The organism is Streptomyces sp. NPDC093600, assembly GCF_044764755.1.
Taxonomy (GTDB): domain Bacteria; phylum Actinomycetota; class Actinomycetes; order Streptomycetales; family Streptomycetaceae; genus Streptomyces.
Genome location: NZ_JBIWIU010000001.1, coordinates 627,411 through 652,456 on the forward strand (window position 1 = coordinate 627,411; position 25,046 = coordinate 652,456).

Genomic DNA, 25,046 nt, shown 5'->3' on the forward strand with positions numbered 1-25,046 from the left:
GGACCCCGCGTGGAGGCGCTGAGGCACAATCGGGCCCATGACGAGCCCCCAGCCGCCCGCCGAGCCCGCCGAGCCCGCCTACGCCGACCGCGTCTTCCGCTCGCCCCTCGGGATCACGAGCGGTGTCCTGATGATCGGCCTCAGCGCCTGGTTCTGCGGCGACGCGATCGTGCGCGGCGAGGGCCGGACGCCGTGGCTGGCGCTTGCGGCGCTGCTCCTCGTGATGCCGCTCATCGCGGCCTTCACGATCCGGCCCGCCGTGTTCGCCAACGAGGACCGGCTCCGGGTCCGCAACCCGTTCCGCGACATCACGCTGCCGTGGGCCGCGGTCGCGGACGTCCGGGCCGGATACTCCAGTGAGGTCTTCACGCGGGAGGGGAACAAGTACCAGCTCTGGTCCATCCCCGTCTCCCTGCGCCGGCGCAAGAGCGCGGCCCTCCGCCAGGCACGCGACGCCGCGCAGGGCGCGCCGCAGGGCCGCCCGGCCGGCGTGTCCGACGGGGCCCTGCGGGCACCGGCCGACCAGACGATCGCCGACCTCCGCGACCTCGCGGCACGCTGCGCCGACCGCCCCGGCGCCCAGGGCGCTCCCCAGGTGCGCTGGGCATACGAGATCATCGCACCGGCGACGGCGGGCCTGGTCCTGCTCGTGGTGCTGCTGGCCACCCGCTGAGCGCGGGACGCGGCGGCTGCCGGACACCGGGCGGTATGCGGCGGGCCGCCGACCGCGGCAGGTGCTCGGCGCGCGCCTCGCGGGGCGCGGTGATCGTTGACCGTGCCACCTGCTGGGCGGGCGTCCTGCCCGGGCGAGGCGGCTGGGGGACACCGGGGCGGGTACGGCGGGCGGCTGATCGCGCCAGGGGCTCGGCGCGCGTCGTGCGGGACGCGGCGGCTGCCGGCGCCGGGTCGGGATGCGGCGGGCCGCTGATCCCGCCAGCCGCTCGGCGAGCGCCTCGTGGGACGGGCGTGTCGCTGACTACGTCCCCGCTGAGGGCCCCGCCGGACGCGGCGGTCGCAGACCACGCCCACCTGCGTGGCCACGCGTCCCGCCGGACGCCTCGGCCGACCGCCCGCCGGGCCCGGACGCCTCGACCGCCGCCCCCCGGGCCCGGCCCCCCGGCGGCGTCACGGTGGCCCGTACCAGACCAGGAGCATGTGGCCGCCCAGCCAGGCCGAGGACAGGGCCGCGGTCGTCAGTGCCAGGGCCGCCACGTGGCGGCGGGCGTGGGTGATCGCGAGGGCCAGGGGGAGCAGCAGGGGGAAGGCCGGGAGGAGGAAGCGGGCGCGGGGGAAGTAGACGCCTCCGCTGCCCAGGACCACCAGGAGCAGCACGCCCGCGAAGACCAGCAGCGGCAGGGGCTGTCGGTCGGCGAGGCAGAGCAGGTACAGGCCAGCGGACACCACCAGGACCACCGACACGACCGCCAGGAAGAACTGCGGGTCCTGGTTGTAGACGAGGTGCGTGCGCAGTGCGAGGCGGGTGACCTCGCCACCGTCCCACTCGTTGCCCCAGAGCCTCTGCACCGCGAAGTAGCCGTCCCAGCGGCCGAGGCGCCACCCCACCCATCCGACGTAGCCCAGCCAGCCCAGCGGCGCGACGAGCGCGGCGGCCAGCGCCGGGCGGCTGCCGCGCCGGGCCGCGAGGAGAGCGGCGACCATCACCGCCGCCGCGACCGCGACCCCGGTCGGGCGGGTCAGCCCCGCCGCGACGGAGAGCCCCGCCGCCCACGCCCAGCGCCCGTCGAGCGCCGCATACAGCCCCCACGCGGCGAGCGCCGTGAAGAGCGACTCCGTGTACCCCATCCACTGGACGACGGCGACCGGCAGCGAGCCCCACAGCACCGCGAGGACCGTCCCCACCCGGCGGCCGTGGAGCCGGTCGCCGACCGCGAAGATCCCCCAGGCGGCGACCAGTGAGCAGACCACCGCGAGCACCAGGCCGACGGAGGCCCGCGAACCGGGCGTGACGGCCGCGAGGGCCTTCACCAGCGCCGGGTAGAGCGGGAAGAACGCCATGCTCCTCGGGTCGCCGGAGGCGCTGTCCACCGGCCCGTACCCGTGCTCCGCGATCCCGAGGTACCAGCGGGAGTCCCAGCTCGCCGCGAGCTCCGGCCAGACGCCGTGGCCCTTCAGATGCGCCCAGCGGGCCAGCACGGCCAGCCCCACGAGCCGTACGGCCAGATAGCCCAGCAGCGCCGGGGCCGCGTGCCGCAGAGTGCCGCGCACCCGTTCCGGCAGGCCGTCCCGGGGCGGGGAAGGGGGCCGCCGGGAGGCGGGGACGGTCGGTCGGACGGTCAGGACCGGGGGCACGGCGGCTCCAGGCGGTGGGTGGCGGGACACCGGGTCACCCTGGCCCGGACCACCTGACCGCGGGACGCGCGTTGGGTCCGTTGCCGTACCGAATTCACTCGTACGGGACACCCACCGCACGCCGAGGGGCCCCTGTCCACAGGGGCCCCAGGCGTGTACGGAGACGGCGGTCAGAGACCCGCGGCGTCCGCCAGGTCCCGCTTGATCGCCGCGAGGATCTCCGCGCCCTTCGCGCGGGCCGACGACAGCTCGCTCGCGCCGCCGACCGGGACCACGACCTCCAGGTAGCACTTGAGCTTCGGCTCGGTGCCGCTCGGGCGGACGATGACCCGCGCCTTGTACGCGCCGTCCAGGTAGTAGCGCAGCCCGTCCGTCGGCGGCAGCGTCTCCGTGCCCTTCGTCAGGTCCTCGGCCTCGGTGACCGTCAGCCCGGCCAGCGACACCGGCGGCCGCTCGCGCAGCGCGCTCATCGCGTTCGCGATGATGCTCAGGTCCTCCACCCGCACCGACAGCTGGTCGGTCGCGTGCAGCCCGTGGGCCACCGCCAGGTCGTCGAGGAGGTCCGTCAGCGTCCGGTCCTTCTCCTTCAGCTCCGAGGCCAGCTCGGCGACGGCCAGCGCGGCCGTGATGCCGTCCTTGTCGCGGACGCCCTCGGGGTCGACGCAGTACCCCAGCGCCTCCTCGTAGCCGTACCGCAGGCCCTCGACGCGGGCGATCCACTTGAAGCCGGTCAGGGTCTCCTCGTGGCCGACCCCGGCGGCCCCGGCGATCCGGCCGAGCAGCGAGGACGACACGATCGACTCGGCGAAGACGCCCCGGGCCCCCTTGTGGACCAGGTGCGCCGCGAGCAGCGCGCCCACCTCGTCGCCGCGCAGCATCCGCCAGCCGCCCTCGACGGTGCCGTCCGGCACCGCCACCGCGCAGCGGTCGGCGTCCGGGTCGTTGGCGATGACGATGTCGGGCTCCACGACACGGGCCGCCTGGAAGGCGAGGTCCATCGCGCCCGGCTCCTCCGGGTTCGGGAACGCCACCGTCGGGAACGCCGGGTCCGGCTCGGCCTGCTCGACGACGAGCGCCGGCGCCGGGAAGCCGGCGCGGGCGAAGGCGGCCGTCAGGACCTCCTTGCCGACGCCGTGCATGGCGGTGTAGACGGTCCGCACGGTACGGGGCGAGCCCGGGGTCAGGACGGCGTCGGTACGGGCCAGATAGGCATCGAGGACCTCGTCGCCCAGGGTCTCCCAGCCCTGCGACGGGCGGGGCACGTTGTGCAGCGAGCGGACCGCGTCGATCTCGGCGGCGATCTCCGCGTCGGCCGGCGGCACGATCTGCGAGCCGTCGCCGAGGTAGACCTTGTAGCCGTTGTCCCGCGGCGGGTTGTGGCTCGCGGTCACCTCGACGCCCGCGACGGCGCCCAGATGCCTTATGGCGAAGGCGAGGACGGGCGTCGGCAGCGGGCGGGGGAGCAGGGCGGCGCGCAGTCCGGCTCCGGTCATCACCGCGGCGGTGTCCCGGGCGAAGTCCGCCGACTTGTAGCGGGCGTCGTAGCCGATGACGACAAGCCCGCCCGCCTGCCCCTTGGCCTTGAGGTACGCGGCGAGACCGGCGGCGGCCCGGATGACGACGGAACGGTTCATCCGCATGGGCCCGGCGCCCAGCTCGCCGCGCAGCCCGGCCGTACCGAACTGCAGCGTGCCGCTGAACCGGGCGGCGAGCTCCTCGCTCTCACCGGCCTCGATGAGCTGGGCGAGCTCCTCGCGGGTCTCGCTGTCGGGGTCCTCGGCGAGCCACGCCTCGGCCCGGGCGATGAGGTCCTGCGTCACGGTGTGTGCCTCTCTGCTGCTGTCTTACACGTGCGGGGTACGGGTACGCGCTCTGCCGGCGCGCCTCCGGGGCCCGGCGGCCGTCGCCGCTCGCGCCCCTTCGCCCGCCTCGCTCGTACCCGTACCCCGGTGGCGCCGAATGGCGGCCGTCAGATCCGGTCGAGCACCCGGGTGAGCAGCTCGCCCATGCGCGCGGCCGAGTCGCGGCCCGCCTGGAGGACCTCCTCGTGGTTCAGCGGCTCACCCGACAGGCCCGCCGCCAGGTTGGTCACCAGGGAGATGCCGAGGACCTCGGCGCCGGCCTCGCGGGCCGCGATGGCCTCGAGGACGGTGGACATGCCGACCAGGTCGCCGCCCAGGACGCGGACCATGTTGATCTCGGCCGGGGTCTCGTAGTGCGGGCCGGGGAACTGCACGTAGACGCCCTCTTCGAGGGTCTCGTCGACCTCCTTGCACAGCGCGCGCAGCCGCGGCGAGTACAGGTCGGTGAGGTCCACGAAGTTCGCGCCGACGATCGGCGAGGCGGCCGTCAGGTTGATGTGGTCGCTGATCAGGACCGGCTGGCCGGGGCGCATGCCCTCGCGCAGACCGCCGCAGCCGTTGGTCAGCACGACCGTCTTGCAGCCGGCGGCGACGGCGGTGCGCACACCGTGGGCGACGGAGGCGACGCCCCGGCCCTCGTAGAAGTGCGTGCGGCCGAGGAAGACCAGCACCCGCTTCTCGCCGATCTTGTACGAACGGACCTTGCCGCCGTGGCCCTCGACGGCCGGGGGCGGGAAGCCGGGCAGCTCGGTGACCGGGAACTCGGCCTCCGGCGCTCCGAGCGCGTCGACGGCCGGCGCCCAGCCGGAACCCATCACCAGGGCGACGTCGTGGTTCTCGGTGCCGGTCAGCTCGCGAAGGCGCGCGGCAGCGGCCTCGGCGGCCTCGTACGGGGTGGCAGTTGCGTTCACTGACTCTCTCGCCTCGGGGAGGGGGTGTCCGAGGAAGGCCCCGGACGGATTTCATACGCGCAGAAGCGTAGCCCGAGAATCCCTACGCGCGTAGATGACGATGCTGACGGACATGCGATCGTTGTCTTGTCGTTTCCGACAAAAGGCCCGGCTGGCCGCGCGCAAGACGTTCCGCCGAGCCGATCCGGCCACGCGGGCGTACGTTCCCCGGGACGCGGGACGCCTCAGCAGGGGCGCTTGCGCAGCTCCATCACATAGTCGTGCGGCGCGCCCGCCGACTCGGCCGCGTCCGCGATCTCGCCGAGGTAGCGGGCGGACGGCAGGCCGCCCTCGTACGCGTTGAGGACGTACACCCAGGCCGGCTCCTCGCCGTCCAGGGTGTGCACCCGCACCCGCATCCGCCGGTAGATGTCCAGGCCGACACCCTCCCAGCGGTCCATGGAGTCCTCGTCCATCGGCGCGATGTCGTACAGCGCGACGAACACCTGGGAACGCGGTGCCTCCACGATCGTGGCCAGCGCCCCCTCCCAGCCCATCTGCTCACCGCCGAAGGTCAGCCGCCAGCCGTTGAGCCAGCCGGTGCCGCGCAGCGGGGAGTGCGGGGCGCGGCGGGTCATGAGCCGCGCGTCGAGGTTGCCGGCGTACGCGGCGTAGAGCGACATGGGATCGAGGGTACGGGAGGGGAAGGGGTGATCGCGGAAGTCCGTGTCGGGGCCGTACGGAGGCCCCGACGAGTGGCCGCCCCGGGCGTACGGGACAATGGGGTACGCACTTGAAGCGTGCGGGACAATGGCGTACGCACTGCAGCCCAGCGGGGGACCCCCCGGCAGAACGAGAGCGCGAGGCGTAGATCCCAGTGACCCGGATCGTGATCATCGGCGGCGGACCCGGCGGATACGAGGCGGCCCTCGTGGGCGCCCAACTCGGCGCGGAGGTGACCGTCGTCGACACCGACGGCCTCGGCGGCGCGTCCGTCCTGACCGACTGCGTCCCCTCGAAGACCCTCATCGCGACGGCCGAGGTGATGACCACCTTCGACTCCTCGTACGAGGAGCTGGGCATCATCGTGGCCGACGACACCCCGCACGTGGAGCAGGCCGCCCGCGTCGTCGGCGTCGACCTCGGCAAGGTGAACCGGCGGGTGAAGCGCCTCGCGCTCGCCCAGTCCCACGACATCACGGCCTCCGTCACCCGGGCGGGCGCCCGCGTGCTGCGCGGCCGGGGCCGGCTGTCGGGCCGCCAGGCCGTGGACGGCTCGCGCCAGGTGATCGTGACGGCCGCCGACGGCTCCGAGGAGTCGCTGACCGCCGACGCCGTGCTGATCGCGACCGGCGGGCACCCGCGCGAGCTCCCCGACGCGCAGCCCGACGGCGAGCGGATCCTGAACTGGACCCAGGTCTACGACCTCAAGGAGCTCCCCGAGGAGCTCATCGTGGTCGGCTCCGGTGTGACCGGTGCCGAGTTCGCCGGCGCCTACCAGGCCCTCGGCTCCCGGGTCACCCTCGTCTCCTCTCGCGACCGCGTGCTGCCCGGCGAGGACCCGGACGCAGCCGCCGTCCTGGAGGAGGTCTTCCGCCGCCGCGGCATGAACGTCATGGCCCGCTCGCGCGCCGAGTCCGTCAAGCGCGTGGGCGAGCGCGTCGAGGTCACCCTCGCCGACGGCCGGGTCATCTCCGGTACGCACTGCCTGATGGCGGTCGGCGCGATCCCGAACTCGGCCGGCATGGGCCTGGAGGAGGCCGGGGTCCGGCTGAAGGACTCCGGGCACATCTGGACCGACAAGGTCTCCCGCACCTCCGCCCCGGGCGTCTACGCCGCCGGTGACGTCACCGGCGTCTTCGCGCTCGCCTCGGTGGCGGCGATGCAGGGCCGGATCGCGATGTACCACTTCCTCGGCGACGCGGTGGCCCCGCTGAACCTGAAGACGGTCTCCTCGAACGTCTTCACCGACCCGGAGATCGCGACCGTCGGCTACACCCAGGCGGACGTGGACGCGGGCAAGATCGACGCCCGGGTCGTCAAGCTGCCGCTGCTGCGCAACCCCCGCGCGAAGATGCAGGGCATCCGGGACGGTTTCGTCAAGATCTTCTGCCGCCCGGGCACGGGGATCGTGGTCGGCGGCTGTGTCGTCGCCCCGAAGGCGAGCGAGCTGATCCACCCGATCTCGATCGCGGTCGACAACAATCTGACGGTCGAACAGATCGCGAACGCGTTCACCGTGTACCCCTCCCTGTCGGGCTCGATCGCGGAAGTGGCACGGCAGTTGCACAACCGAAAGACCGGCGGCGAGAGCTAGCGCCCGCCCCGGGACGCCCTCGCGCCCCGGGAGATCCGGACAACCCCCGGCAAGCAGGGGCATGGAGCAAACAACGACGGGGCCTCCCTTATCACTTGGAGGCCCCGTCTGTGTGCAACTTCTGCAATTCGCCGCATAGTGCTGAAAAGTATCTGCCGCTCAGGTTACTGTCAGTTTCGTGTTCGCTGCAGAACGTCGTCAGTTGATCCTCGAAATGGTGCGCGCCAACGGGGCCGTGTCGCTCCGTGAGCTCGCCCGCGTCGTCCAGACCTCAGAAGTGACCGTACGGCGAGACGTGCGGGCACTGGAGGCAGAAGGACTCCTCGACCGCCGGCACGGCGGTGCGGTACTGCCGGGCGGGTTCACGCGAGAGTCCGGCTTCCCGCAAAAGTCCCATCTCGCGACCGCGGAGAAGACGGCGATCGCCGACGTCGCCGCGAGCCTCGTCGAGGAGGGCGAGGCCATCGTCGTCGGCGCCGGGACGACCACGCAGGAGCTGGCCCGCCGGCTCGCCCGCGTGCCCGGTCTGACCGTGGTCACCAACTCCCTGCTCGTCGCCCAGGCGCTCGCCCACGCCAACCGGGTCGAGGTCGTCATGACCGGCGGCACGCTGCGCGGCTCCAACTACGCGCTGGTGGGCAGCGGGGCCGAGCAGTCCCTCCAGGGGCTCCGGGTCTCCCGCGCCTTCCTGTCGGGCAGCGGGCTGACCGCCGAGCGCGGTCTGTCCACGTCCAACATGCTCTCGGCGAGCGTGGACCGGGCGCTGGTGCAGGCGGCGGCGGAGGTGGTGGTCCTCGCCGACCACACCAAGCTGGGCACCGACACCATGTTCCAGACGGTGCCGACGGATGTGATCACACGGCTCGTCACGGACGAGCCCCCCGCGCACGACGACCGGGCCGCGACGGAGCTCCAGGCGCTGGCCGACCAGGGCGTCCAGATCGCCGTGGCCGGTACGGGCGCGGGTGCGGGCACGGGTGGTGACCCGGTCCCCCCGGGCGGCCGCCCGCGCCGTGACGTGCCCCTCCCCGGTCAGCGCGGCGGCAGACACCCGTCCGGACAGTTCCGCGGCGTGGCCGCCGCGATGGCCGCCGAACCGCTCGCACCGGAACGGACCGCGCGCGTCGCGGACATGCGCCGCCGCTGACCTGCGCCGCCGCTGAACTCGGGGGCCTGAGCGGACGAGTGGCGCCGCCGGCCTCCGGGGCCTGAGCGGACATGCGACGCCGCCGCCGGCCTCCGGGGCCTCAGCGCTTGAGGCCCCGCAAGGTCAGCGTCAAAAGCCGGTCCGCCAAGCCCTCGTCGTCCGGGGACTGTTCGGCGGCGAGGGCGATCGCGTTGGTGAGCTGCATCAGATCACCGATCGACACGTCGTCACGGACCGCTCCCGCCTCCCGGGCCCGGTCGAGCAGACGCTCACCGGCGGCGCGCAGCGGAACGCTGCACTGCGAGAGCGCCGACGTCTCGTCGTACGAAGCCGACATCAGCGCACGCGCGAGGCCCCGGTACTCACCCGCGTGGGTGACCAGGGCGCGCAGCCACTCCACGAGCGCCCGGCACGGCTCCTCGGCCCCGGCGAGCTCGCGGGAGCGCTGGAGGAGTGCCGCCAGCGCCTCCTGGAAGACCGCGTTCATCAGGGCGTCGCGGCTCGGGAAGTGCCGGTAGAGGGTGCCGATCCCGACGCCCGCACGCCGGGCGACGTCCTCAAGGGAGGCGTCCGTGCCGTGTTCCGCGAACGCGGCACGGGCCTCGGCGAGCAGCCGTTCGTGGTTGCGGCGCGCGTCGGCACGCATCAGCCCAGTCTCCCTCTCGATAGGCGGTCCATGTCGACGAAGGGCCCGCAGGCGTTGCGCCTGCGGGCCCTTCGTACCGTACCGGTGAGCGGGATCAGTCCTTGATCTCGCAGATCGGGGCGCCGGAGGTGACGGACGCGCCGATCTCGGCGGACAGGCCCTTGACCGTACCGGAGCGGTGCGCGTTGAGAGGCTGCTCCATCTTCATGGCCTCCAGGACGACGATCAGATCGCCCTCCTTGACCTCCTGGCCCTCCTCGACGGCCACCTTCACGATGGTGCCCTGCATCGGGGAGGCGAGGGTGTCACCCGAGGCGGTCGGGCCCGACTTCTTCGCCGCCCGGCGCTTCGGCTTGGCACCCGCCGCCAGGCCGGTGCGGGCCAGGCTCATGCCGAGGGAGGACGGCAGGGAGACCTCAAGGCGCTTGCCGCCGACCTCGACGACGATCGTCTCGCGACCGCTCTCGTCCTCGTCGGTCTCGGCGCCGGCCGGGGCGAACGGCTTGATCTCGTTGACGAACTCCGTCTCGATCCAGCGGGTGTGGATCCGGAACGGGTCCGCGGTGAACGCCGGGTCGACCACGACGGCCTGGTGGAACGGGATGGCCGTGGCCATGCCCTCCACCTTGAACTCCGCGAGCGCGCGGGCGGCGCGCTGCAACGCCTGCTCGCGGGTGGCGCCCGTGACGATCAGCTTGGCGAGCAGCGAGTCCCAGGCGGGGCCGATGACCGAACCGGCCTCGACACCGGCGTCGAGGCGGACGCCGGGCCCGCTGGGCGCCTGGAAGGCGGTGACGGTGCCGGGGGCGGGCAGGAAGTTGCGGCCCGGGTCCTCGCCGTTGATACGGAACTCGAAGGAGTGACCGCGCACCGCCGGGTCGCCGTAACCGAGCTCCTCGCCGTCGGCGATACGGAACATCTCGCGGACCAGGTCGATGCCGGTGACCTCTTCGGTGACCGGGTGCTCGACCTGGAGGCGGGTGTTGACCTCCAGGAAGGAGATCGTGCCGTCGACGCCGACGAGGAACTCCACCGTGCCGGCGCCGACGTAGCCGGCCTCCTTCAGGATGGCCTTGGACGCCGCGTACAGCTGGGCGTTCTGCTCCTCCGAGAGGAACGGCGCGGGGGCCTCCTCGACCAGCTTCTGGTGGCGGCGCTGGAGGGAGCAGTCACGGGTGGAGACGACGACCACGTTGCCGTGGGTGTCGGCCAGGCACTGGGTCTCCACGTGGCGCGGCTTGTCGAGGTAGCGCTCGACGAAGCACTCGCCGCGACCGAAGGCGGCGACCGCCTCGCGGACGGCGGAGTCGTACAGCTCCGGCACCTCTTCGAGGGTGCGGGCGACCTTCAGGCCGCGACCGCCACCGCCGAAAGCGGCCTTGATCGCGATCGGCAGACCGTGCTCCTCGGCGAAGGCGACGACCTCGTCCGCGCCCGAGACCGGGTCGGGGGTGCCCGCGACGAGCGGGGCGCCCGCGCGCTGGGCGATGTGACGGGCCGCCACCTTGTCACCCAGGTCGCGGATGGCCTGCGGCGGCGGGCCGATCCAGGTCAGACCGGCGTCGATCACGGCCTGGGCGAACTCCGCGTTCTCGGAGAGGAAGCCGTAACCGGGGTGGATGGCGTCCGCCCCCGAGTCCTTGGCCGCCTGCAGCACCTTGGCCATGTCCAGATAGCTGGCGGCCGGGGTGTCACCGCCCAGAGCGAACGCCTCGTCGGCCGCGCGGACATGCAGAGCGTCCCGGTCCGGATCGGCGTAGACGGCTACGCTCGCGATCCCGGCATCCCGGCACGCCCGGGCGACGCGGACAGCGATTTCGCCACGGTTGGCGATGAGCACCTTGCGCACGATGGCTCCCTCCTTGAAACAAGCTGAGTTTAGGGACTGCCGACACGGCCTTTCGACCCGTCCCCAGTGGTGAGCTTGCCCACACGGAGCGTGATACGAGGCGTTCGGGGTCGTGAAATCCCTTGTCGTACCACGGTACGCAGGGTTCCTTTACGGCACAGTAGCTCCGAGGTGTGGCGCAGGTCTCTGTTCCGACGACCAGTCGCCGAACGGGTTTCTTTGTCGAGTCCCTACGAATGGCTCAATGATTCTTTGCCACCGGCCGCGCCCGCGCCGACCCTTGTCGAGAGGTTTACCAGTCAGTAGCCTTCGCGCCATCGTCCGTACTGCAGGTAACAGCCGTACTCAGGGGGTGGCCCACGTGGCCCGCAGACCGATAGCGCTCGTGACGGCGGCGGTGCTCCTCCTGGAGGCGCCGGGGATCGTCGTCCTCAACGCCGTGATGGCGAGGTTCGTGGAGATCCAGTCGATGTCGCTCGACGGCCTCGACCCGGGCGCGATGGTGACGGGCACATGGGCCCTCGGCATCGTGTCGGGCATCCTGCTGGGACTGTGCTCCCTGGTGGCCGCCCTGGCGGGCATCCGCGACCGCCGCCCCGGCCGCGCGGGCCGGGGCCTGCTCATCGGCTGCGCGGTGGTGCACGGGCTGCTGGGCGCGGTGACGGTCGGGCTGATCGGGTGGGGCGCCTTCGCGTTCATGATGCTGGTGCTGAGCCTGATCGTGCTGACGCTGGTGGCGTACGGGAAGGGCGCCGGGGACCCGGTCGCGGAGGAGGCTCCGGCGCCCGCGTGACCCCGCTCAGGTCCACAGGTCGGTGATCGACACCCCGAGCTTGCCGAGCAGGGTGCGCAGCAGCGGAAGCGAGAGGCCGATCACGTTGCCCGGGTCCCCGTCGATGCCGTCGATGAAGGGGGCCGAGCGGCCGTCCAGGGTGAACGCGCCCGCCACGTGCAGGGGTTCACCGCTGGCGACGTAGGCGGCGATCTCCTCGTCGGTCGGCTCGCCGAAGCGGACGAGGGTGGAGGCGGTCGCGGACTCGTAGCGCTTGGCGGCGGTGTCGTAGACGCAGTGGCCCGTCTGGAGGATGCCGACCCGGCCCCGCATCGCCTTCCAGCGCGCCGTGGCCTCCTCGGCGTCGGCCGGCTTGCCGAGGGCCTGCTTGTCGAGCTCCAGGACCGAGTCGCAGCCGATGACCAGGGCGCCGAACGCCTCGGGGCGGGCGGCGACGTGGGCGGCCTTCGCCTCGGCGAGGGCGAGGGCGAGTTCGGCGGGGGTCGGGGCGTGCACCTTGTCCTCGTCGACGCCGCTCACGATGACCTCGGGAGCGAGTCCGGCCTGGCGCAGCAGTCCCAGACGGGCGGGCGAGGCGGAGGCGAGCACGACACGGCGGCGATCAGCAGTCATGGAGGCAGCGTAGCCAGTACCGGGCCGTCAGGCGGCGCGTCTCAGTGCAGGCCGGCCGCGAACATCGCCACCAGCATCGCCAGGGCCAGCAGGATGGACGCGCGGCGCAGCATGGCCTGCGTCTCGCGCATCTCCTTCGGCGGCTCGTTCTTCGGGTCGGACCAGAGCATGCTTCCGATCCTGCGGGCGGGACGGCCCGGGCGCCTGAGTACGCGTACTCAAGCGTCCCGGTGCCGACGGACTACTCACCGGCGGGTGAACACTCCGCCACCGGCCGCCGCCAGGGCCGCCTCCACCGCCCGTTCCGCGTCCCGCGGGCCCAGTGGCTCGCGCGTGACCATGAAGCGGTAGTAGAGCGGGGCCGAGACCGCGCGGAGCAGTTCGAGGCCGTCCGTGCCGGCCGGGACCTCGCCGCGCGCCGCGGCCCGGTCCACCACCGGGGCCCACTCCTCCAGGCGGGCGCGGTAGAAGCCGTTCAGGGCGGCGGCGCACTCCTCGTCGCAGGCCGCGGCGGCGATGACCGCGCGGAAGACGGCGCCCATCCGGGGATCGGTGAGGGTCTCGCGTACGAGTTCGGCGTTGGCGCGCAGGTCACCGGCGAGGGTGCCGGTGTCGGCGGCGGGCAGGGACCGGTCCGCCATGTCGCGCAGGAGGTCGGCGACGAGGCCGACGGGGGAGCCCCAACGGCGGTAGACGGTGGTCTTGCCGACGCCCGCGCTCGCGGCGATCCGGTCCATGTTCAGCGCGTGGAAGCCGGTGCTCGCGAGCGCGTCCTCGGTCGCTTCCAGGACGGCCGCGCGGACCTTGGCCGTACGGCCGCCCGGACGGACGGAACCCGGCGTGCTGTCCACGTCACCCCTGCCCAAACGGGTCTGCTGTTCCATTAGTGCCTCCGAGTCTGCTACGGTCCTGCCACATGTTAACGAAACTTCGTTCCCGTTAACGCCTCGGAAGGGTCGTGTCATGAAGAAGCTCGTCGCACCCCTGCTCGCCACCGCGCTCGGCCTCACCCTCCTCTCCGGCACCCAGGCCGGCGCCGGCCCCGCCCCCGCCCCCAGGTGGTATGCCGCCTGGGGCGCCGCACCCCAGCTCCCCGCCACCGGGTTCACCCCCAACTGGTCCCAGGAGGGCTTCTCGCGCCAGACCGTCCGCCAGGTCGTCCGTCTCACCGAGGACGGCGACCGGGCCCGTATCCGGCTCTCCAACGCGTACGGGACCTCGCCGCTCTCCGTCACCGGCGCCACCCTAGCCCGTACCGGCACCGGCGCCGCCGTCGAACCGGGCTCCGTCCGCCACCTCACCTTCGGCGGGAAGCGGTCCGCGACCGTCCCCGCCCACGGCGAACTGCGCAGCGATCCCGCCGCCCTGGACCTGCGGCGCCTGGAGTCGGTCACGGTCACCCTCTATCTCGCCGGGACGACCGGACCCGCCACCTTCCACTCCCAGGCATGGGCCGACACCTACCGGGCCGAGGGCGACCACCGCGCCGACGTCGACGGGCGGGCGTTCACCGCCCGCACCCAGTCCTGGTACTACCTCAGCGGGGTCGAGGTGAGCGGCGGCACCCCGCCCCGCCGCGGCGGCGTGGTGCTGTTCGGCGACTCCATCACCGACGGCTTCGGCTCCACCCCGAACGCCGACCGCCGCTACTCCGACGCCCTTGCCGAACGCGTCGACCGGCCCGTCGTCAACGCGGGCATCGGCGGCAACCTGCTCCTCAACGACTCGGCCTGGTACGGCGAACGCTCCACCGCCCGCTTCCGCCGCGACGCCCTCGACCAGCCCGGCGTCTCCACCGTCGTCCTGCTGCAGGGGCTCAACGACATCGGCTTCAGCGAGGCGGCGCTCAAGCCCGACCCCCAGCCCACCTACAAGCCCTCACCCGTCGTCTCCTCCGCCGAGATCATCGCCGCCTACCGCGAGTTGACCGACGCGGCCCACGACCGGGGGATACGGGTCGTCGGCGCGACGCTGCTGCCCTTCAAGGGCACCAGCCACTGGGGCCCGACGGCCGAACGGACCAGCGCCGAGGTCAACCACTGGATCCGTACCTCCGGTGAGTTCGACGCGGTCGTCGACTTCGCGACGCTCCTCGCCGACCCCGGCGACGCCCAGGCGCTGAACCCCGCCTACGCGTACGAGGACCGGCTGCACCCCGATGACGCCGGCTACCGCCTGATGGCCGAGGCGGTCGCACCCCTGGTCTGAACCCGGACGCGCGAAGGCCGGACCTCCCGCACAAGAGGTCCGGCCTTCTCGCGTGTGTACGTGTCCCCGTGTCTTCCTGTTTCCGTGTCAGACGGGCCAGTAGGAGCGCGCCCACGAGCGCGGGCCCGGCTGGTGCCGTACGCCGCGGGCGATCCGCGACGGGTCCGACCAGCCCTGCGGAACCGCCGGGCCGCCCTCGGCGGCGGACGCCGCCGCCGTCGCGGCGGCCCGCGCCTGGACCACCGCCAGTGCGGCGGCCAGCTCCTCCGGGGTCGGATTGCCTCGAACGACCTTGATCACAGCGGCTCCTTGCGGGTCTAGAGGGGGATGTTGCCGTGCTTCTTCGGAGGCAGGGATTCCCGCTTCGTGCGCAGCTGACGCAGACCCTTCACGATCTGCGGACGGGTGTCCGACGGCATGATCACACCGTCGATGTAGCCGCGCTCGGCCGCCGTGTACGGGTTGAGCAGCGTGTCCTCGTACTCCTGGATCAGGCGTGCGCGCTCCGCGTCCTGGTCCTCCGCCGCGGCGATCGTGCGGCGGTGCAGGATGTTCACCGCGCCCTGCGCGCCCATCACCGCGATCTGCGCGGTCGGCCAGGCCAGGTTGAGGTCCGCGCCCAGGTGCTTGGAGCCCATGACGTCGTACGCGCCGCCGAACGCCTTGCGCGTGATGACGGTGATCAGCGGGACGGTCGCCTCGGCGTACGCGTAGATCAGCTTCGCGCCCCGGCGGATGATGCCGCCGTACTCCTGGTCCACGCCCGGCAGGAAGCCCGGCACGTCGACGAAGGTGATGACCGGGACGTTGAACGCGTCGCAGGTACGGACGAACCGCGCGGCCTTCTCGCTCGCGTTGATGTCCAGGCAGCCGGCGAACTGCATCGGCTGGTTGGCGACGATGCCGACCGGGAAGCCCTCCACGCGGCCGAAGCCGGTGACGATGTTCGGCGCGAACAGCGGCTGGGTCTCCAGGAACTCGCCGTCGTCCAGGACGTGCTCGATGATCCGGTGCATGTCGTACGGCTGGTTCGCGGAGTCCGGGATCAGCACGTCCAGCTCGCGGTCCTCGTCGTTCACCTCGGTCTCGGCGACCTCGGGGAAGGCCGGCGGCTCGGAGAGGTTGTTCGACGGCAGGTACGACAGCAGGGACTTGACGTACTCGATCGCGTCCTTCTCGTCGCCCGCCATGTGGTGTGCGACACCCGACGTGGTGTTGTGCGTCCGGGCGCCGCCCAGCTCCTCGAAACCGACGTCCTCGCCGGTCACCGTCTTGATGACGTCGGGTCCGGTGATGAACATGTGCGAGGTCTGGTCCACCATCACCGTGAAGTCGGTGATCGCGGGGGAGTACACCGCACCGCCCGCGCACGGGCCGACGACCAGCGAGATCTGCGGGATCACACCGGAGGCGTGCGTGTTGCGGCGGAAGATCTCGCCGTACATGCCCAGCGCGCTGACGCCCTCCTGGATACGGGCGCCGCCGGAGTCGTTGATGCCGATGACCGGGCAGCCGGTCTTCAGCGCGAAGTCCATCACCTTGATGATCTTCTGGCCGAAGGTCTCGCCCAGGGCGCCGCCGAAGACCGTGAAGTCCTGCGAGAAGACGGCGACGGGACGGCCGTCGACCGTGCCGTAACCCGTGACGACACCGTCGCCGTACGGGCGGTTGTTCTCCAGACCGAAATTGGTCGAGCGGTGCCGGGCCAGCTCGTCCAGCTCGACGAACGAGCCTTCGTCGAGCAGCAGCTCGATCCGCTCGCGCGCGGTCAGCTTCCCCTTCGCGTGCTGCTTCTCCACGGCGCGCGCGGAGCCGGCATGGGTGGCCTCGTCAATCCGGCGCTGCAGATCCGCGATCTTGCCCGCGGTCGTGTGAATGTCGATCTCTTGCGGCTCTACCGGCTCGGACATCGGGATGCGGCTCCCTGCCTGGTCACGGGGGTTCGATGAGTACGAATGGGCTAGTGATGGCCTACTGATCCGTAGCGTATCGACGCCGATACGGTTCGGCACTGCGGTGTTTGCCACACCTACGCTGCCTTGCATGACGTCTTCACATGGCTCAGGAGGCCCCTGGTCCGACCTGGACCGGCCCCCGCTCAACGTCCCCGCGCTGCGCCGCGCGCTCCTGCACCCCGACGGCCTGTGGACCTCGCTCGACGTGGTCACCACCACCGGCTCCACCAACTCCGACCTGGCCGCCCGCGCCGGCGTCCTGCCGGAGGGGGCGGTCCTGATCGCCGAGGAGCAGACCGCCGGGCGCGGCCGCCTCGACCGCAACTGGGTGGCGCCCGCCCGGTCCGGGCTCTTCCTGTCCGTCCTGTTCAAGCCCGCCGTGCCGGTGCACCGCTGGGGCTGGCTGCCGCTGCTGACCGGCGTCGCCGCCGCGACCGGCCTCGCCAAGGCCGGCGGCGTGGACATGTCCCTCAAGTGGCCCAACGACCTGCTGGTTTCCGTCGGCGGCGAGGAACGCAAGGCCGGTGGCATCCTCGCCGAGCGGTCGGGCGAGGACGGCGTCGTCGTCGGCCTCGGCATCAACGTCACCCTGCGCGATGACGAGCTGCCGGTCCCCGCGGCCGGTTCCCTGCTGCTCGCGAACGCCGTCTCGACCGACCGCGACACGCTGCTGCGGTCCGTCCTGCGCTCCATGGAGCAGTGGTACCGGGACTGGGTGCGGGAGGAGGGAGACCCCGAGCTCTGCGGGCTCCAGGCGGCGTACGCGGCCGGGTGCGCCACCCTGGGCCGCCGGGTGCGGGCCGAGCTTCCCGGCGAGCGGATGCTGGAGGGCGAGGCGGTGGCGCTGGACGGCGACGGCCGCCTGGTGGTCGCCACGGAGGGCGGCGGCACGGAGGCCGTCTCGGCGGGCGACATCGTCCACGTGCGTGCCGACGACTGACGGACCGCACCCCGCCCGCGCGGGCCTGGGCAGGCGTTTCTCCCCCGGACCGGACCCGGGGGAGAGACGGGCGCCAGTGCTTCCGAAGGAGGTCGCGGGCACCGTCGCGGCGTGAGCTGGCACACACCTGTCGTATCGTGGAGCGCGATCCAGGCGACAGATCGGCAGGGCAGTGGGCAGGGAACGGGCAGGAGGCGGCCGGTGACCGTCGACGACGAGAACGCGGGCGGGGACGAGCCGACCACGTATCCCACCCCCCACCATGTCGTCGACCACACGGCGGAGCCGACCGACAACCCCCTCGCCATCCGCCTCGAACAGCTCATCCTCGGCGCCGAGCGCCGCTACACCCCCTTCCAGGCCGCCCGCACCGCCGGCGTCTCCATGGAGCTCGCCTCACGCTTCTGGCGCGCCATGGGCTTCGCCGACATCGGGCAGGCCAAGGCGCTCACCGAGGCCGACGTGCTCGCCCTGCGGCGCCTTGCCGGTCTCGTCGAGGCGGGACTGCTCAGCGAGCCGATGGCCGTGCAGGTCGCCCGCTCCACCGGCCAGACCACCGCGCGGCTGGCCGAGTGGCAGATCGACTCGTTCCTGGAGGGCCTCACCGAGCCGCCCGAACCCGGGATGACCCGCACCGAGGTCACGTACCCGCTGGTCGAGCTGCTCCTGCCCGAGCTGGAGGAGTTTCTGATCTACGTCTGGCGCCGCCAGCTCGCGGCCGCCACCGGCCGGGTCGTGCAGGCCGGCGACGACGAGGAGATGGTCGACCGGCGGCTCGCCGTCGGCTTCGCGGACCTCGTCGGCTTCACCCGGCTCACCCGGCGCCTGGAGGAGGAGGAGCTCGGCGAGCTGGTCGAGGCCTTCGAGACGACCTGCGCCGACCTGGTCGCCGCGCACGGCGGGCGGCTGATCAAGACCCTCGGTGACGAGGTCCTCTACGCGGCGGACGACGCCGGCACCGCCGCCGAGATCGCGCTGCGGCTGATCGAGACCCTCAGCCACGACGAGACGATGCCCGCCCTGCGCGTCGGCATCGCCTTCGGCACCGTCACGACCCGGATGGGCGATGTCTTCGGCACGACCGTGAACCTGGCGAGCCGGCTCACCTCGATAGCGCCCAAGGACACCGTCCTGGTCGACGGGGCGCTTGCAGAGGAGCTCACCAGGACGGGGGACGCGCCCGTCTCGGAGACCCAGGCGGCGGAGGAGGCGGCCCGCGCGGAGAAGGAGGGCGAGGAGCCCCCGGCGTACCGCTTCGCGCTCCAGCCGATGTGGCAGCGCCCGGTGCGCGGCCTCGGCGTCGTCGAGCCCTGGCAGCTGAGCCGCCGCCCGAGTTAGAGCCCATCCGGCCCTGTCACCCGGGCAGGCCCCTAAGATCCCGGTGAACAGTCGTTAACCGGGAGGGTGTGCGGTCATGTCGGTCCAGTCCGAGCAGCGCTTTGGTGAGTTCGTCGTGGTCCGGAAGGCGGAGCACGTCGCCGAGCTGGTCCTCGACCGGCCCAAGGCCATGAACGCCGTCTCCTCCGAGATGGCCCGCTCCATCGGTGCGGCCTGCGACGCGCTCGCCGCCGACGCCTCGGTACGGGTGACGGTGCTGACCTCCTCCAACGACCGGGCCTTCTGCGTCGGCGCAGACCTGAAGGAGCGCAACTCCTTCACGGACGCCGAGCTCGTCCGCCAGCGGCCCACCGCGCGCGGCGCCTACACCGGGGTCCTCGAACTGCCCATGCCGACCGTCGCGGCGGTGCACGGCTTCGCCCTCGGCGGTGGCTTCGAGCTGGCCCTGGCCTGCGACGTGATCGTGGCCGACGCGACGGCCGTCGTCGGTCTGCCCGAGGTCTCCGTGGGCGTCATCCCCGGCGGTGGCGGTACGCAGCTCCTCCCGCGCCGGGTCGGCGCGGCGCGCGCCGCCGAGCTGGTCTTCACGGCGCGCCGGGTGGAGGCGGCCGAGGCCCGTGAGCTGGGCCTCGTCGATCTCCTGGAGGACGACGCCCGTACGGCGGCGCTGGAGCTCGCCGGGCGGATCGCGGCGAACTCCCCGGTCGGCCTGCGGGCCGCCAAGCGGGCGATGCGGCTCGGGCACGGTCTCGATCTGCGGGCCGGCCTGGAGGTCGAGGACGCGGCGTGGCGGTCCGTGGCCTTCTCCGGCGACCGGGCGGAGGGCGTGGCCGCCTTCAACGAGAAGCGGAAGCCGCAGTGGCCCGGCGAGTGAGACCCGCCGGCGCCGGGCAGGCGCGGGGAGAGCCGGCCGCCGGTCGCTGAGGTGACTTTCCGTGACGCTCCACCAGTGAAAACAGGCCAAACGTCCCTAAGCTGTAGAAATGGGAGAGGACGTGCGGCTGCGGGCCGTGGTGGCGCTGGCGCAGGCGATGGCGGCGGCGCACACCCCGCGCGAGTTCTGGCGGGCGGCGGCGCTGGGCGCCCGCGACGGGCTCGGCGGCAGCTTCGCCGCGCTGTCCGTCTGGGAGCGTGATCACGGCCGGTTGAAGGTGCTGGTGAACGCCGGGGAGCGGGCGCTCGGCGAGGAGGAGTTCCCGGACGCCGAGACCTATCCGGTCCACCAGTTCCCCGAGATCACCGAGTTCCTGCACGCCCGGTGGGCCGGTGGCGGGGAGCCGGACGCCTGGGTGGAGACGGCGGACGACCACGTCGTGACCGGCCGGGTCGCCGGGCTGCGCAGACGCGGCCGCGGCTGCTGCGTCGTCGCGCCGGTGATCCTGCACGGCCGGGCCTGGGGCGAGCTGTATGTGGCGCGCCCGGCAGGGGCGCCCCCCTTCGACCGCGACGACGCCGACTTCGCGGCGGTCCTCGCCGCCGTGGTGGCGGCCGGGATCGCGCAGGCCGAGCGCCTGGAGGAGGTACGGAAACTCGCCTTCACCGACCCGCTGACCGGCCTGGCGAACCGGCGCGCGGTCGACACCCGGCTCGACGAGGCGGTCGAGCGCTACCGCGCGGACGGCTCCGTCGTCAGCCTGGTGGTGTGCGATCTGAACGGTCTGAAGCGGGTGAACGACACCCATGGACACGCGGTCGGCGACCGGCTGCTGGAACGGTTCGGCTCGGTGCTCTCGCGGTGCGGGGCGATGCTGCCGGGGGCGCTGTCGGCGCGTCTGGGCGGCGACGAGTTCTGCCTCCTGTCGGTGGGCCCGACGGCCGACGAGGTGGTGGCGGTCGCGGACGAGCTGTGCGTACGGGCCGGGGAGCTGGAGCTCGGTGAGGGGGTGGCGTGCGGGGTGGCCTCCACGGGTGACCCGATCGGTCCGCTGAAGTCGGCGCGCCGGCTCTTCCGGCTCGCGGACGCGGCGCAGTACCAGGCGAAGGCCGCGCGCTCCTCGAAGCCGGTGGTGGCCGGGCGCGACGGTAGCGTCATCGCCCTCGCCGACGCCCCTCCGGGCGGCCGCGACCGCCGCCGCTTCCGCGACGCCCCACCGGTGTGAGGACGCCACGCCGGGCCGGGCCGGGCACCCGGCCGCGGCCCGCGTCTGGCGCCGCCGCTCCGGCACCCCGCCCGGCAGGCCGCCCCGGCACCGCCCGGGGGTGCCGTCCCGCCGCGTAAGGGGCCGTCACGCAGATGACTAGTGACACGTTGGGATTCAGTCCGTAGGCTGCTGAATATGGATATGCACTCTGTCGTCCTCGGACCCTCCGGCACCACCGCGCAGGACGTCATCGACGTCGCCCGTCACGACGCCCGCGTCGAGCTGTCGGCCGAAGCCGTGGAGGCGCTCGCCGCGTCCCGGGCCGTCGTCGACGCGCTCGCCGCGAAGCCCGAGCCCGTGTACGGCGTCTCCACCGGATTCGGCGCGCTGGCCACCCGGCACATCAGCCAGGAGCTCCGCGCCCAGCTGCAGCGCAACATCGTCCGCTCGCACGCCGCCGGCATGGGCCCGCGCGTCGAGCGCGAGGTGGTGCGCGCGCTGATGTTCCTGCGGCTGAAGACCGTCGCCTCCGGACACACCGGCGTCCGCCCCGAGGTCGCGCAGACCATGGCCGACGTGCTCAACGCCGGTATCACCCCGGTCGTGCACGAGTACGGCTCCCTCGGCTGCTCCGGAGACCTCGCCCCGCTCTCCCACTGCGCGCTGACGCTCATGGGCGAGGGCGACGCGGAGGGCCCCGACGGGACCGTGCGGCCCGCAGGCGAACTGCTCGCCGCCGCCGGTATCCAGCCCGTCGAGCTCCGCGAGAAGGAGGGCCTCGCCCTCCTCAACGGCACCGACGGCATGCTCGGCATGCTGATCATGGCCCTCGCCGACCTCGACACCCTCTACAAGTCCGCCGACATCACCGCGGCCCTCTCCCTCGAAGCCCTCCTCGGCACCGAGAAGGTCCTCGAGCCCGAGCTGCACGCCATCCGCCCGCACCCGGGCCAGGGCGCCTCCGCCGCCAACATGCTCGCCGTGCTCAAGGGCTCCGGCCTCACCGGCCACTTCCAGGCCGACGAGGCCCCCCGGGTCCAGGACGCGTACTCGGTGCGCTGCGCCCCGCAGGTCGCCGGCGCGGGCCGCGACACGCTGGCCCACGCCCGCCTGGTCGCCGAGCGCGAACTCGCCTCGGCCGTCGACAACCCCGTCGTGCTCCAGGACGGCCAGGTCCGCTCCAACGGCAACTTCCACGGCGCCCCCGTCGCCTACGTCCTCGACTTCCTCGCCATCGCCGCCGCCGACCTCGGCTCCATCGCCGAGCGCCGCACCGACCGGCTCCTCGACAAGAACCGGTCCCACGGGCTGCCGCCCTTCCTCGCCGACGACGCCGGCGTCGACTCGGGCCTGATGATCGCCCAGTACACCCAAGCCGCCCTGGTCAGCGAGATGAAGCGGCTGGCCGTCCCGGCGTCCGCCGACTCCATCCCGTCCTCCGCCATGCAGGAGGACCACGTCTCCATGGGCTGGTCGGCCGCCCGCAAGCTGCGCACCGCGATCGGCAACCTCAACCGGATCATCGCCGTGGAGCTCTACGCCGCCACCCGCGGGATCGAGCTCCGCCACGGTCTGACCCCGGCCCCCGCCTCGCGGGCCGCCATCGACGCCCTGCGCGCCGCCGGCGTCCAGGGCCCCGGCCCCGACCGCTTCCTCGCCCCCGACCTGGAGGCCGCCGACGCCTTCGTACGGGAGGGGAAGCTCGTCGCGGCCGTGGAGCCGGTCACCGGGCCGCTCGCGTAACCACCGCGACCGCAGCACGTCCGGAAGGGCCGCCCCCAGGTGTGGAGGCGGCCCTTCCGGCATACGGTCGCGGTGGCTACGAAGCCCGGCCGCCGCGCCGCATCGCCAGCGCCACGAAACCCGATCCCACCGCGAGAAAGCCCGTCCCGCCGATCAGATACGGCGTGGTGTCCGGGCCACCGGTCTCGGCCAGGCGCGCCCCGCCGGCCTCACCGCCCTCGCCGCCGTCCTGTGTCACCGTCGTCCGCACACCGTCGGCCGGGCGTTCCTCATCGGTGGCGTTCGCGGACGGAACGAACCACAGCGCGCACAGCAGTGTCCCGGCAGCGGTGGCGGTCAGCAGCGGGCGGCGTGCGACGGACACAGATTTCGATCCCCCTTGCGGAAACCGCGAATTGGTGTGTCCGCCGATGCTAATGAACACAGCGGGTCGCGGGAAAGCCGGGAGCCCGGGCAGCCTACGCTCCCACGTATGAGTACTTCCGAGACTTCACGCTATGTACGGCTTCGGGTGGAGGTCGTTCTGGAGATCGACGGCCCCGAGGAGCTGACCGAGGCGGCCGTCGGCCGGATCGACACCGACGAGTTCATGCCCGAGGACGAGCGCGCCCACGCCCGCTCCGCCGTCCAGGAGGACAGCGCCGAGGCCCTCGCCTATCTCGTCGAGCCCTTCGACCTGGTCAGCACGGTTCCCGGGATCGAGCTGGTGCAGGCCTCCTGGAGCAGCGAGGAGATCGACTACGACCCCGATGCGCAGGAGTGGGACCTGGACGAGGAAGATGGTCCGGACACGGACGAAGACGAAGGCGACGACGTGGCCGCGGACGTGGACGACGAACGGGTGTAGCGGGCGGCATCGGCCCCGCTCGGAGCCCCGGTACGGCGTCGCTCGTCGCGGCGCCCGCCGGGGCTTCTCCGTGTACGGGAACCGGACGCCCCGCGGCTGCGTGTCGATCAGTGGTGTTCCCCACAAACTGTCCGGTTACGGAACCGGACGGGGTGTCATGGCAGTTCTCAGCGGTAAGTGGTAGTGGCAGGGAATCGGCGACGATGGAGAAGCGTGTGATGACGGACAGCAAGCGCCGCCGCAAGAGCCTGGCGGCGGCGGCCGCGGTGCTCGGTGGCGTATTGGTGCTCTCGGCGTGCGACGACGGGGACAAGGGCGGCAGCGCCGGTGCCCCCACGCCGAACTCACAGGCCCAGGTCGACGAAGCCGCGGCGCAGAAGACCTCGAAGGCGCAGATAACCATCGCGCCGGAGAACGGCGCCGCCAACGCGTCGATCAACAACGACGCCAAGGTCACCGTGACCGACGGCACGCTCACCGAGGTCACCATGACCACGGCCGAGGGTGCGAGCGTCAAGGGCGAGATATCCGCCGACGGCAAGAGCTGGAAGCCCAGCGAGCAGCTGAAGCGGGCCACCGTCTACAAGATCGCCGCCACGGCGAAGGACGCCGAGGGCCTGGAGGCGCACGAGAACTCCTCCTTCACCACCGTCTCGCAGGCCAACAGCTTCATCGGCAACTTCACCCCCGACAACGGCTCCACCGTCGGCGTGGGCATGCCCGTCTCGATCAACTTCAACAAGGCGATCACCGACAAGAAGGCCGTCCAGAGCGGCATCAAGGTCTCCTCCAGCAGCGGCCAGGAGGTCGTCGGGCACTGGTTCAACTCCCAGCGCCTGGACTTCCGTCCCGAGAACTACTGGGCCGAGGGCTCGACCGTCACCATGAAGCTGGAGCTCGACGGTGTCGAGGGCGCCGAGGGCGTCTACGGCGTCCAGCAGAAGACGGTCACCTTCAAGATCGGCCGCAACCAGGTCTCGACCGTCGACGTCGCCACCAAGACCATGACGGTCAAGCAGGACGGCAAGACGATCAAGACCATTCCGATCTCCGCCGGCTCCCCGGAGAACCCGACCTACAACGGTCAGATGGTGATCTCCGAGAAGTTCAAGGAGACCCGGATGAACGGCGCCACCGTCGGCTTCACCGACGACGACGGCAAGGGCGAGTACGACATCAAGGACGTCCCGCACGCCATGCGGCTCTCCACGTCCGGCACGTTCATCCACGGCAACTACTGGGGCCCGGACTCGATCTTCGGCAACTCCAACACCAGCCACGGCTGCGTGGGCCTGAACGACGTCAAGGGCGCGGGTGACCCGAAGCAGATGGCCGCCTGGCTCTTCGACCACTCGCTCGTCGGCGACGTCATCATCGTCAAGAACTCCAAGGACAAGACGATCGCGCCCGACAACGGCCTCAACGGCTGGAACATGAGCTGGTCGCAGTGGAAGGCCGGCTCGGCGCTCTGACCGGGCCCGGACGTACGTACGCGCTCTGACCCGCCC

24 protein-coding genes are annotated in these 25,046 nt (G+C 72.4%); 12 read left to right on the forward strand and 12 right to left on the reverse strand.

Annotated elements, in window-relative coordinates; genetic code table 11:
* The first annotated feature begins 37 nt into the window (after positions 1-37).
* On the forward strand, positions 38-673 hold the full coding sequence (locus ACIRB4_RS03130; RefSeq protein WP_403288086.1) for a PH domain-containing protein: 636 nt from the start codon (positions 38-40) through the stop codon (positions 671-673).
* A gap of 452 nt (positions 674-1,125) precedes the next feature.
* Here the strand turns inward: ACIRB4_RS03130 and ACIRB4_RS03135 are convergent, their stop codons facing one another.
* From ACIRB4_RS03135 to ACIRB4_RS03150, 4 genes are all read right to left on the reverse strand, one after another.
* Positions 1,126-2,310: a hypothetical protein gene (locus ACIRB4_RS03135; RefSeq protein ID WP_403288087.1), complete on the reverse strand. Its 1,185-nt coding sequence runs from the start codon at positions 2,308-2,310 to the stop codon at positions 1,126-1,128.
* A 170-nt stretch (positions 2,311-2,480) separates the two neighbouring features.
* The gene (locus tag ACIRB4_RS03140; protein ID WP_403288088.1) at positions 2,481-4,130 is read right to left on the reverse strand and encodes a phospho-sugar mutase; all 1,650 of its coding nucleotides are present in this window, start codon (positions 4,128-4,130) and stop codon (positions 2,481-2,483) included.
* A gap of 149 nt (positions 4,131-4,279) precedes the next feature.
* Positions 4,280-5,083 carry a purine-nucleoside phosphorylase gene (locus ACIRB4_RS03145; RefSeq protein WP_403288089.1) on the reverse strand — a complete coding sequence of 268 codons (804 nt, stop codon included), beginning with the start codon at positions 5,081-5,083 and terminating at the stop codon, positions 4,280-4,282.
* 224 nt (positions 5,084-5,307) lie between these two features.
* Complete coding sequence (locus ACIRB4_RS03150) at positions 5,308-5,745, reverse strand: gamma-glutamylcyclotransferase (protein WP_356885787.1); 438 nt, start codon at positions 5,743-5,745, stop codon at positions 5,308-5,310.
* A gap of 194 nt (positions 5,746-5,939) precedes the next feature.
* Here ACIRB4_RS03150 and ACIRB4_RS03155 point away from each other — a divergent pair, with 194 nt between their 5' ends.
* Together ACIRB4_RS03155 and ACIRB4_RS03160 are read left to right on the forward strand one after the other, a co-directional pair.
* Positions 5,940-7,379: an NAD(P)H-quinone dehydrogenase gene (locus tag ACIRB4_RS03155; RefSeq protein WP_403288090.1), complete on the forward strand. Its 1,440-nt coding sequence runs from the start codon at positions 5,940-5,942 to the stop codon at positions 7,377-7,379.
* 214 nt (positions 7,380-7,593) lie between these two features.
* The gene (locus ACIRB4_RS03160; protein WP_403288660.1) at positions 7,594-8,526 is read left to right on the forward strand and encodes a DeoR/GlpR family DNA-binding transcription regulator; all 933 of its coding nucleotides are present in this window, start codon (positions 7,594-7,596) and stop codon (positions 8,524-8,526) included.
* A gap of 100 nt (positions 8,527-8,626) precedes the next feature.
* Here ACIRB4_RS03160 and ACIRB4_RS03165 read toward each other — a convergent pair whose 3' ends face one another.
* Together ACIRB4_RS03165 and ACIRB4_RS03170 are read right to left on the reverse strand one after the other, a co-directional pair.
* On the reverse strand, positions 8,627-9,172 hold the full coding sequence (locus tag ACIRB4_RS03165; protein WP_403288091.1) for a TetR/AcrR family transcriptional regulator: 546 nt from the start codon (positions 9,170-9,172) through the stop codon (positions 8,627-8,629).
* A 94-nt stretch (positions 9,173-9,266) separates the two neighbouring features.
* Positions 9,267-11,021 carry an acetyl/propionyl/methylcrotonyl-CoA carboxylase subunit alpha gene (locus ACIRB4_RS03170; RefSeq protein ID WP_403288092.1) on the reverse strand — a complete coding sequence of 585 codons (1,755 nt, stop codon included), beginning with the start codon at positions 11,019-11,021 and terminating at the stop codon, positions 9,267-9,269.
* A gap of 361 nt (positions 11,022-11,382) precedes the next feature.
* Between ACIRB4_RS03170 and ACIRB4_RS03175 the strand changes: the two genes are divergently transcribed.
* Positions 11,383-11,814 (forward strand): hypothetical protein, encoded by a 432-nt coding sequence (locus ACIRB4_RS03175; RefSeq protein ID WP_403288093.1) that lies wholly within the window; start codon positions 11,383-11,385, stop codon positions 11,812-11,814.
* A 6-nt stretch (positions 11,815-11,820) separates the two neighbouring features.
* Here ACIRB4_RS03175 and ACIRB4_RS03180 read toward each other — a convergent pair whose 3' ends face one another.
* The 3 genes from ACIRB4_RS03180 to ACIRB4_RS03190 all read right to left on the reverse strand — a co-directional run bounded on the left by ACIRB4_RS03180 (position 11,821) and on the right by ACIRB4_RS03190 (position 13,310).
* Positions 11,821-12,426, reverse strand: a complete 606-nt coding sequence (locus tag ACIRB4_RS03180) for a nucleoside triphosphate pyrophosphatase (protein WP_403288094.1) — start codon at positions 12,424-12,426, stop codon at positions 11,821-11,823.
* Between the two features lie 41 nt (positions 12,427-12,467).
* Positions 12,468-12,596, reverse strand: coding sequence for a morphogenic membrane protein MmpB (mmpB, locus tag ACIRB4_RS03185; protein WP_403288095.1), 129 nt, complete (start codon positions 12,594-12,596; stop codon positions 12,468-12,470).
* 75 nt (positions 12,597-12,671) lie between these two features.
* Complete coding sequence (locus ACIRB4_RS03190) at positions 12,672-13,310, reverse strand: TetR/AcrR family transcriptional regulator (RefSeq protein ID WP_403288096.1); 639 nt, start codon at positions 13,308-13,310, stop codon at positions 12,672-12,674.
* Positions 13,311-13,389: 79 nt separating this feature from the next.
* Here ACIRB4_RS03190 and ACIRB4_RS03195 point away from each other — a divergent pair, with 79 nt between their 5' ends.
* A complete protein-coding gene (locus ACIRB4_RS03195; RefSeq protein WP_403288097.1) occupies positions 13,390-14,634 on the forward strand; it encodes an SGNH/GDSL hydrolase family protein in 1,245 nt (414 codons plus the stop codon).
* A gap of 87 nt (positions 14,635-14,721) precedes the next feature.
* Here the strand turns inward: ACIRB4_RS03195 and ACIRB4_RS03200 are convergent, their stop codons facing one another.
* Entirely contained in the window at positions 14,722-14,934 is a 213-nt protein-coding gene (locus ACIRB4_RS03200; RefSeq protein WP_403288098.1) for an acyl-CoA carboxylase subunit epsilon, read from the reverse strand.
* Between the two features lie 17 nt (positions 14,935-14,951).
* Positions 14,952-16,544: an acyl-CoA carboxylase subunit beta gene (locus tag ACIRB4_RS03205; protein WP_403288099.1), complete on the reverse strand. Its 1,593-nt coding sequence runs from the start codon at positions 16,542-16,544 to the stop codon at positions 14,952-14,954.
* Between the two features lie 133 nt (positions 16,545-16,677).
* On the opposite strand from ACIRB4_RS03205, the gene ACIRB4_RS03210 reads away from it, so the two are divergent.
* The 5 genes from ACIRB4_RS03210 to hutH all read left to right on the forward strand — a co-directional run bounded on the left by ACIRB4_RS03210 (position 16,678) and on the right by hutH (position 22,691).
* Positions 16,678-17,529: a biotin--[acetyl-CoA-carboxylase] ligase gene (locus tag ACIRB4_RS03210; protein ID WP_403288100.1), complete on the forward strand. Its 852-nt coding sequence runs from the start codon at positions 16,678-16,680 to the stop codon at positions 17,527-17,529.
* Positions 17,530-17,730: 201 nt separating this feature from the next.
* On the forward strand, positions 17,731-18,867 hold the full coding sequence (locus ACIRB4_RS03215; RefSeq protein ID WP_403288101.1) for an adenylate/guanylate cyclase domain-containing protein: 1,137 nt from the start codon (positions 17,731-17,733) through the stop codon (positions 18,865-18,867).
* A gap of 76 nt (positions 18,868-18,943) precedes the next feature.
* Complete coding sequence (locus ACIRB4_RS03220; protein ID WP_403288102.1) at positions 18,944-19,741, forward strand: enoyl-CoA hydratase/isomerase family protein; 798 nt, start codon at positions 18,944-18,946, stop codon at positions 19,739-19,741.
* 109 nt (positions 19,742-19,850) lie between these two features.
* Positions 19,851-20,966, forward strand: a complete 1,116-nt coding sequence (locus ACIRB4_RS03225; protein ID WP_403288103.1) for a diguanylate cyclase domain-containing protein — start codon at positions 19,851-19,853, stop codon at positions 20,964-20,966.
* A gap of 183 nt (positions 20,967-21,149) precedes the next feature.
* Positions 21,150-22,691 carry a histidine ammonia-lyase gene (gene hutH / locus ACIRB4_RS03230; protein WP_403288661.1) on the forward strand — a complete coding sequence of 514 codons (1,542 nt, stop codon included), beginning with the start codon at positions 21,150-21,152 and terminating at the stop codon, positions 22,689-22,691.
* A gap of 76 nt (positions 22,692-22,767) precedes the next feature.
* Here hutH and ACIRB4_RS03235 read toward each other — a convergent pair whose 3' ends face one another.
* A complete protein-coding gene (locus ACIRB4_RS03235) occupies positions 22,768-23,055 on the reverse strand; it encodes a hypothetical protein (RefSeq protein ID WP_403288104.1) in 288 nt (95 codons plus the stop codon).
* 108 nt (positions 23,056-23,163) lie between these two features.
* On the opposite strand from ACIRB4_RS03235, the gene ACIRB4_RS03240 reads away from it, so the two are divergent.
* Together ACIRB4_RS03240 and ACIRB4_RS03245 are read left to right on the forward strand one after the other, a co-directional pair.
* Entirely contained in the window at positions 23,164-23,538 is a 375-nt protein-coding gene (locus ACIRB4_RS03240; RefSeq protein WP_403288105.1) for a hypothetical protein, read from the forward strand.
* A gap of 203 nt (positions 23,539-23,741) precedes the next feature.
* Positions 23,742-25,010, forward strand: a complete 1,269-nt coding sequence (locus ACIRB4_RS03245; RefSeq protein ID WP_403288106.1) for an Ig-like domain-containing protein — start codon at positions 23,742-23,744, stop codon at positions 25,008-25,010.
* Positions 25,011-25,046: the final 36 nt, after the last annotated feature.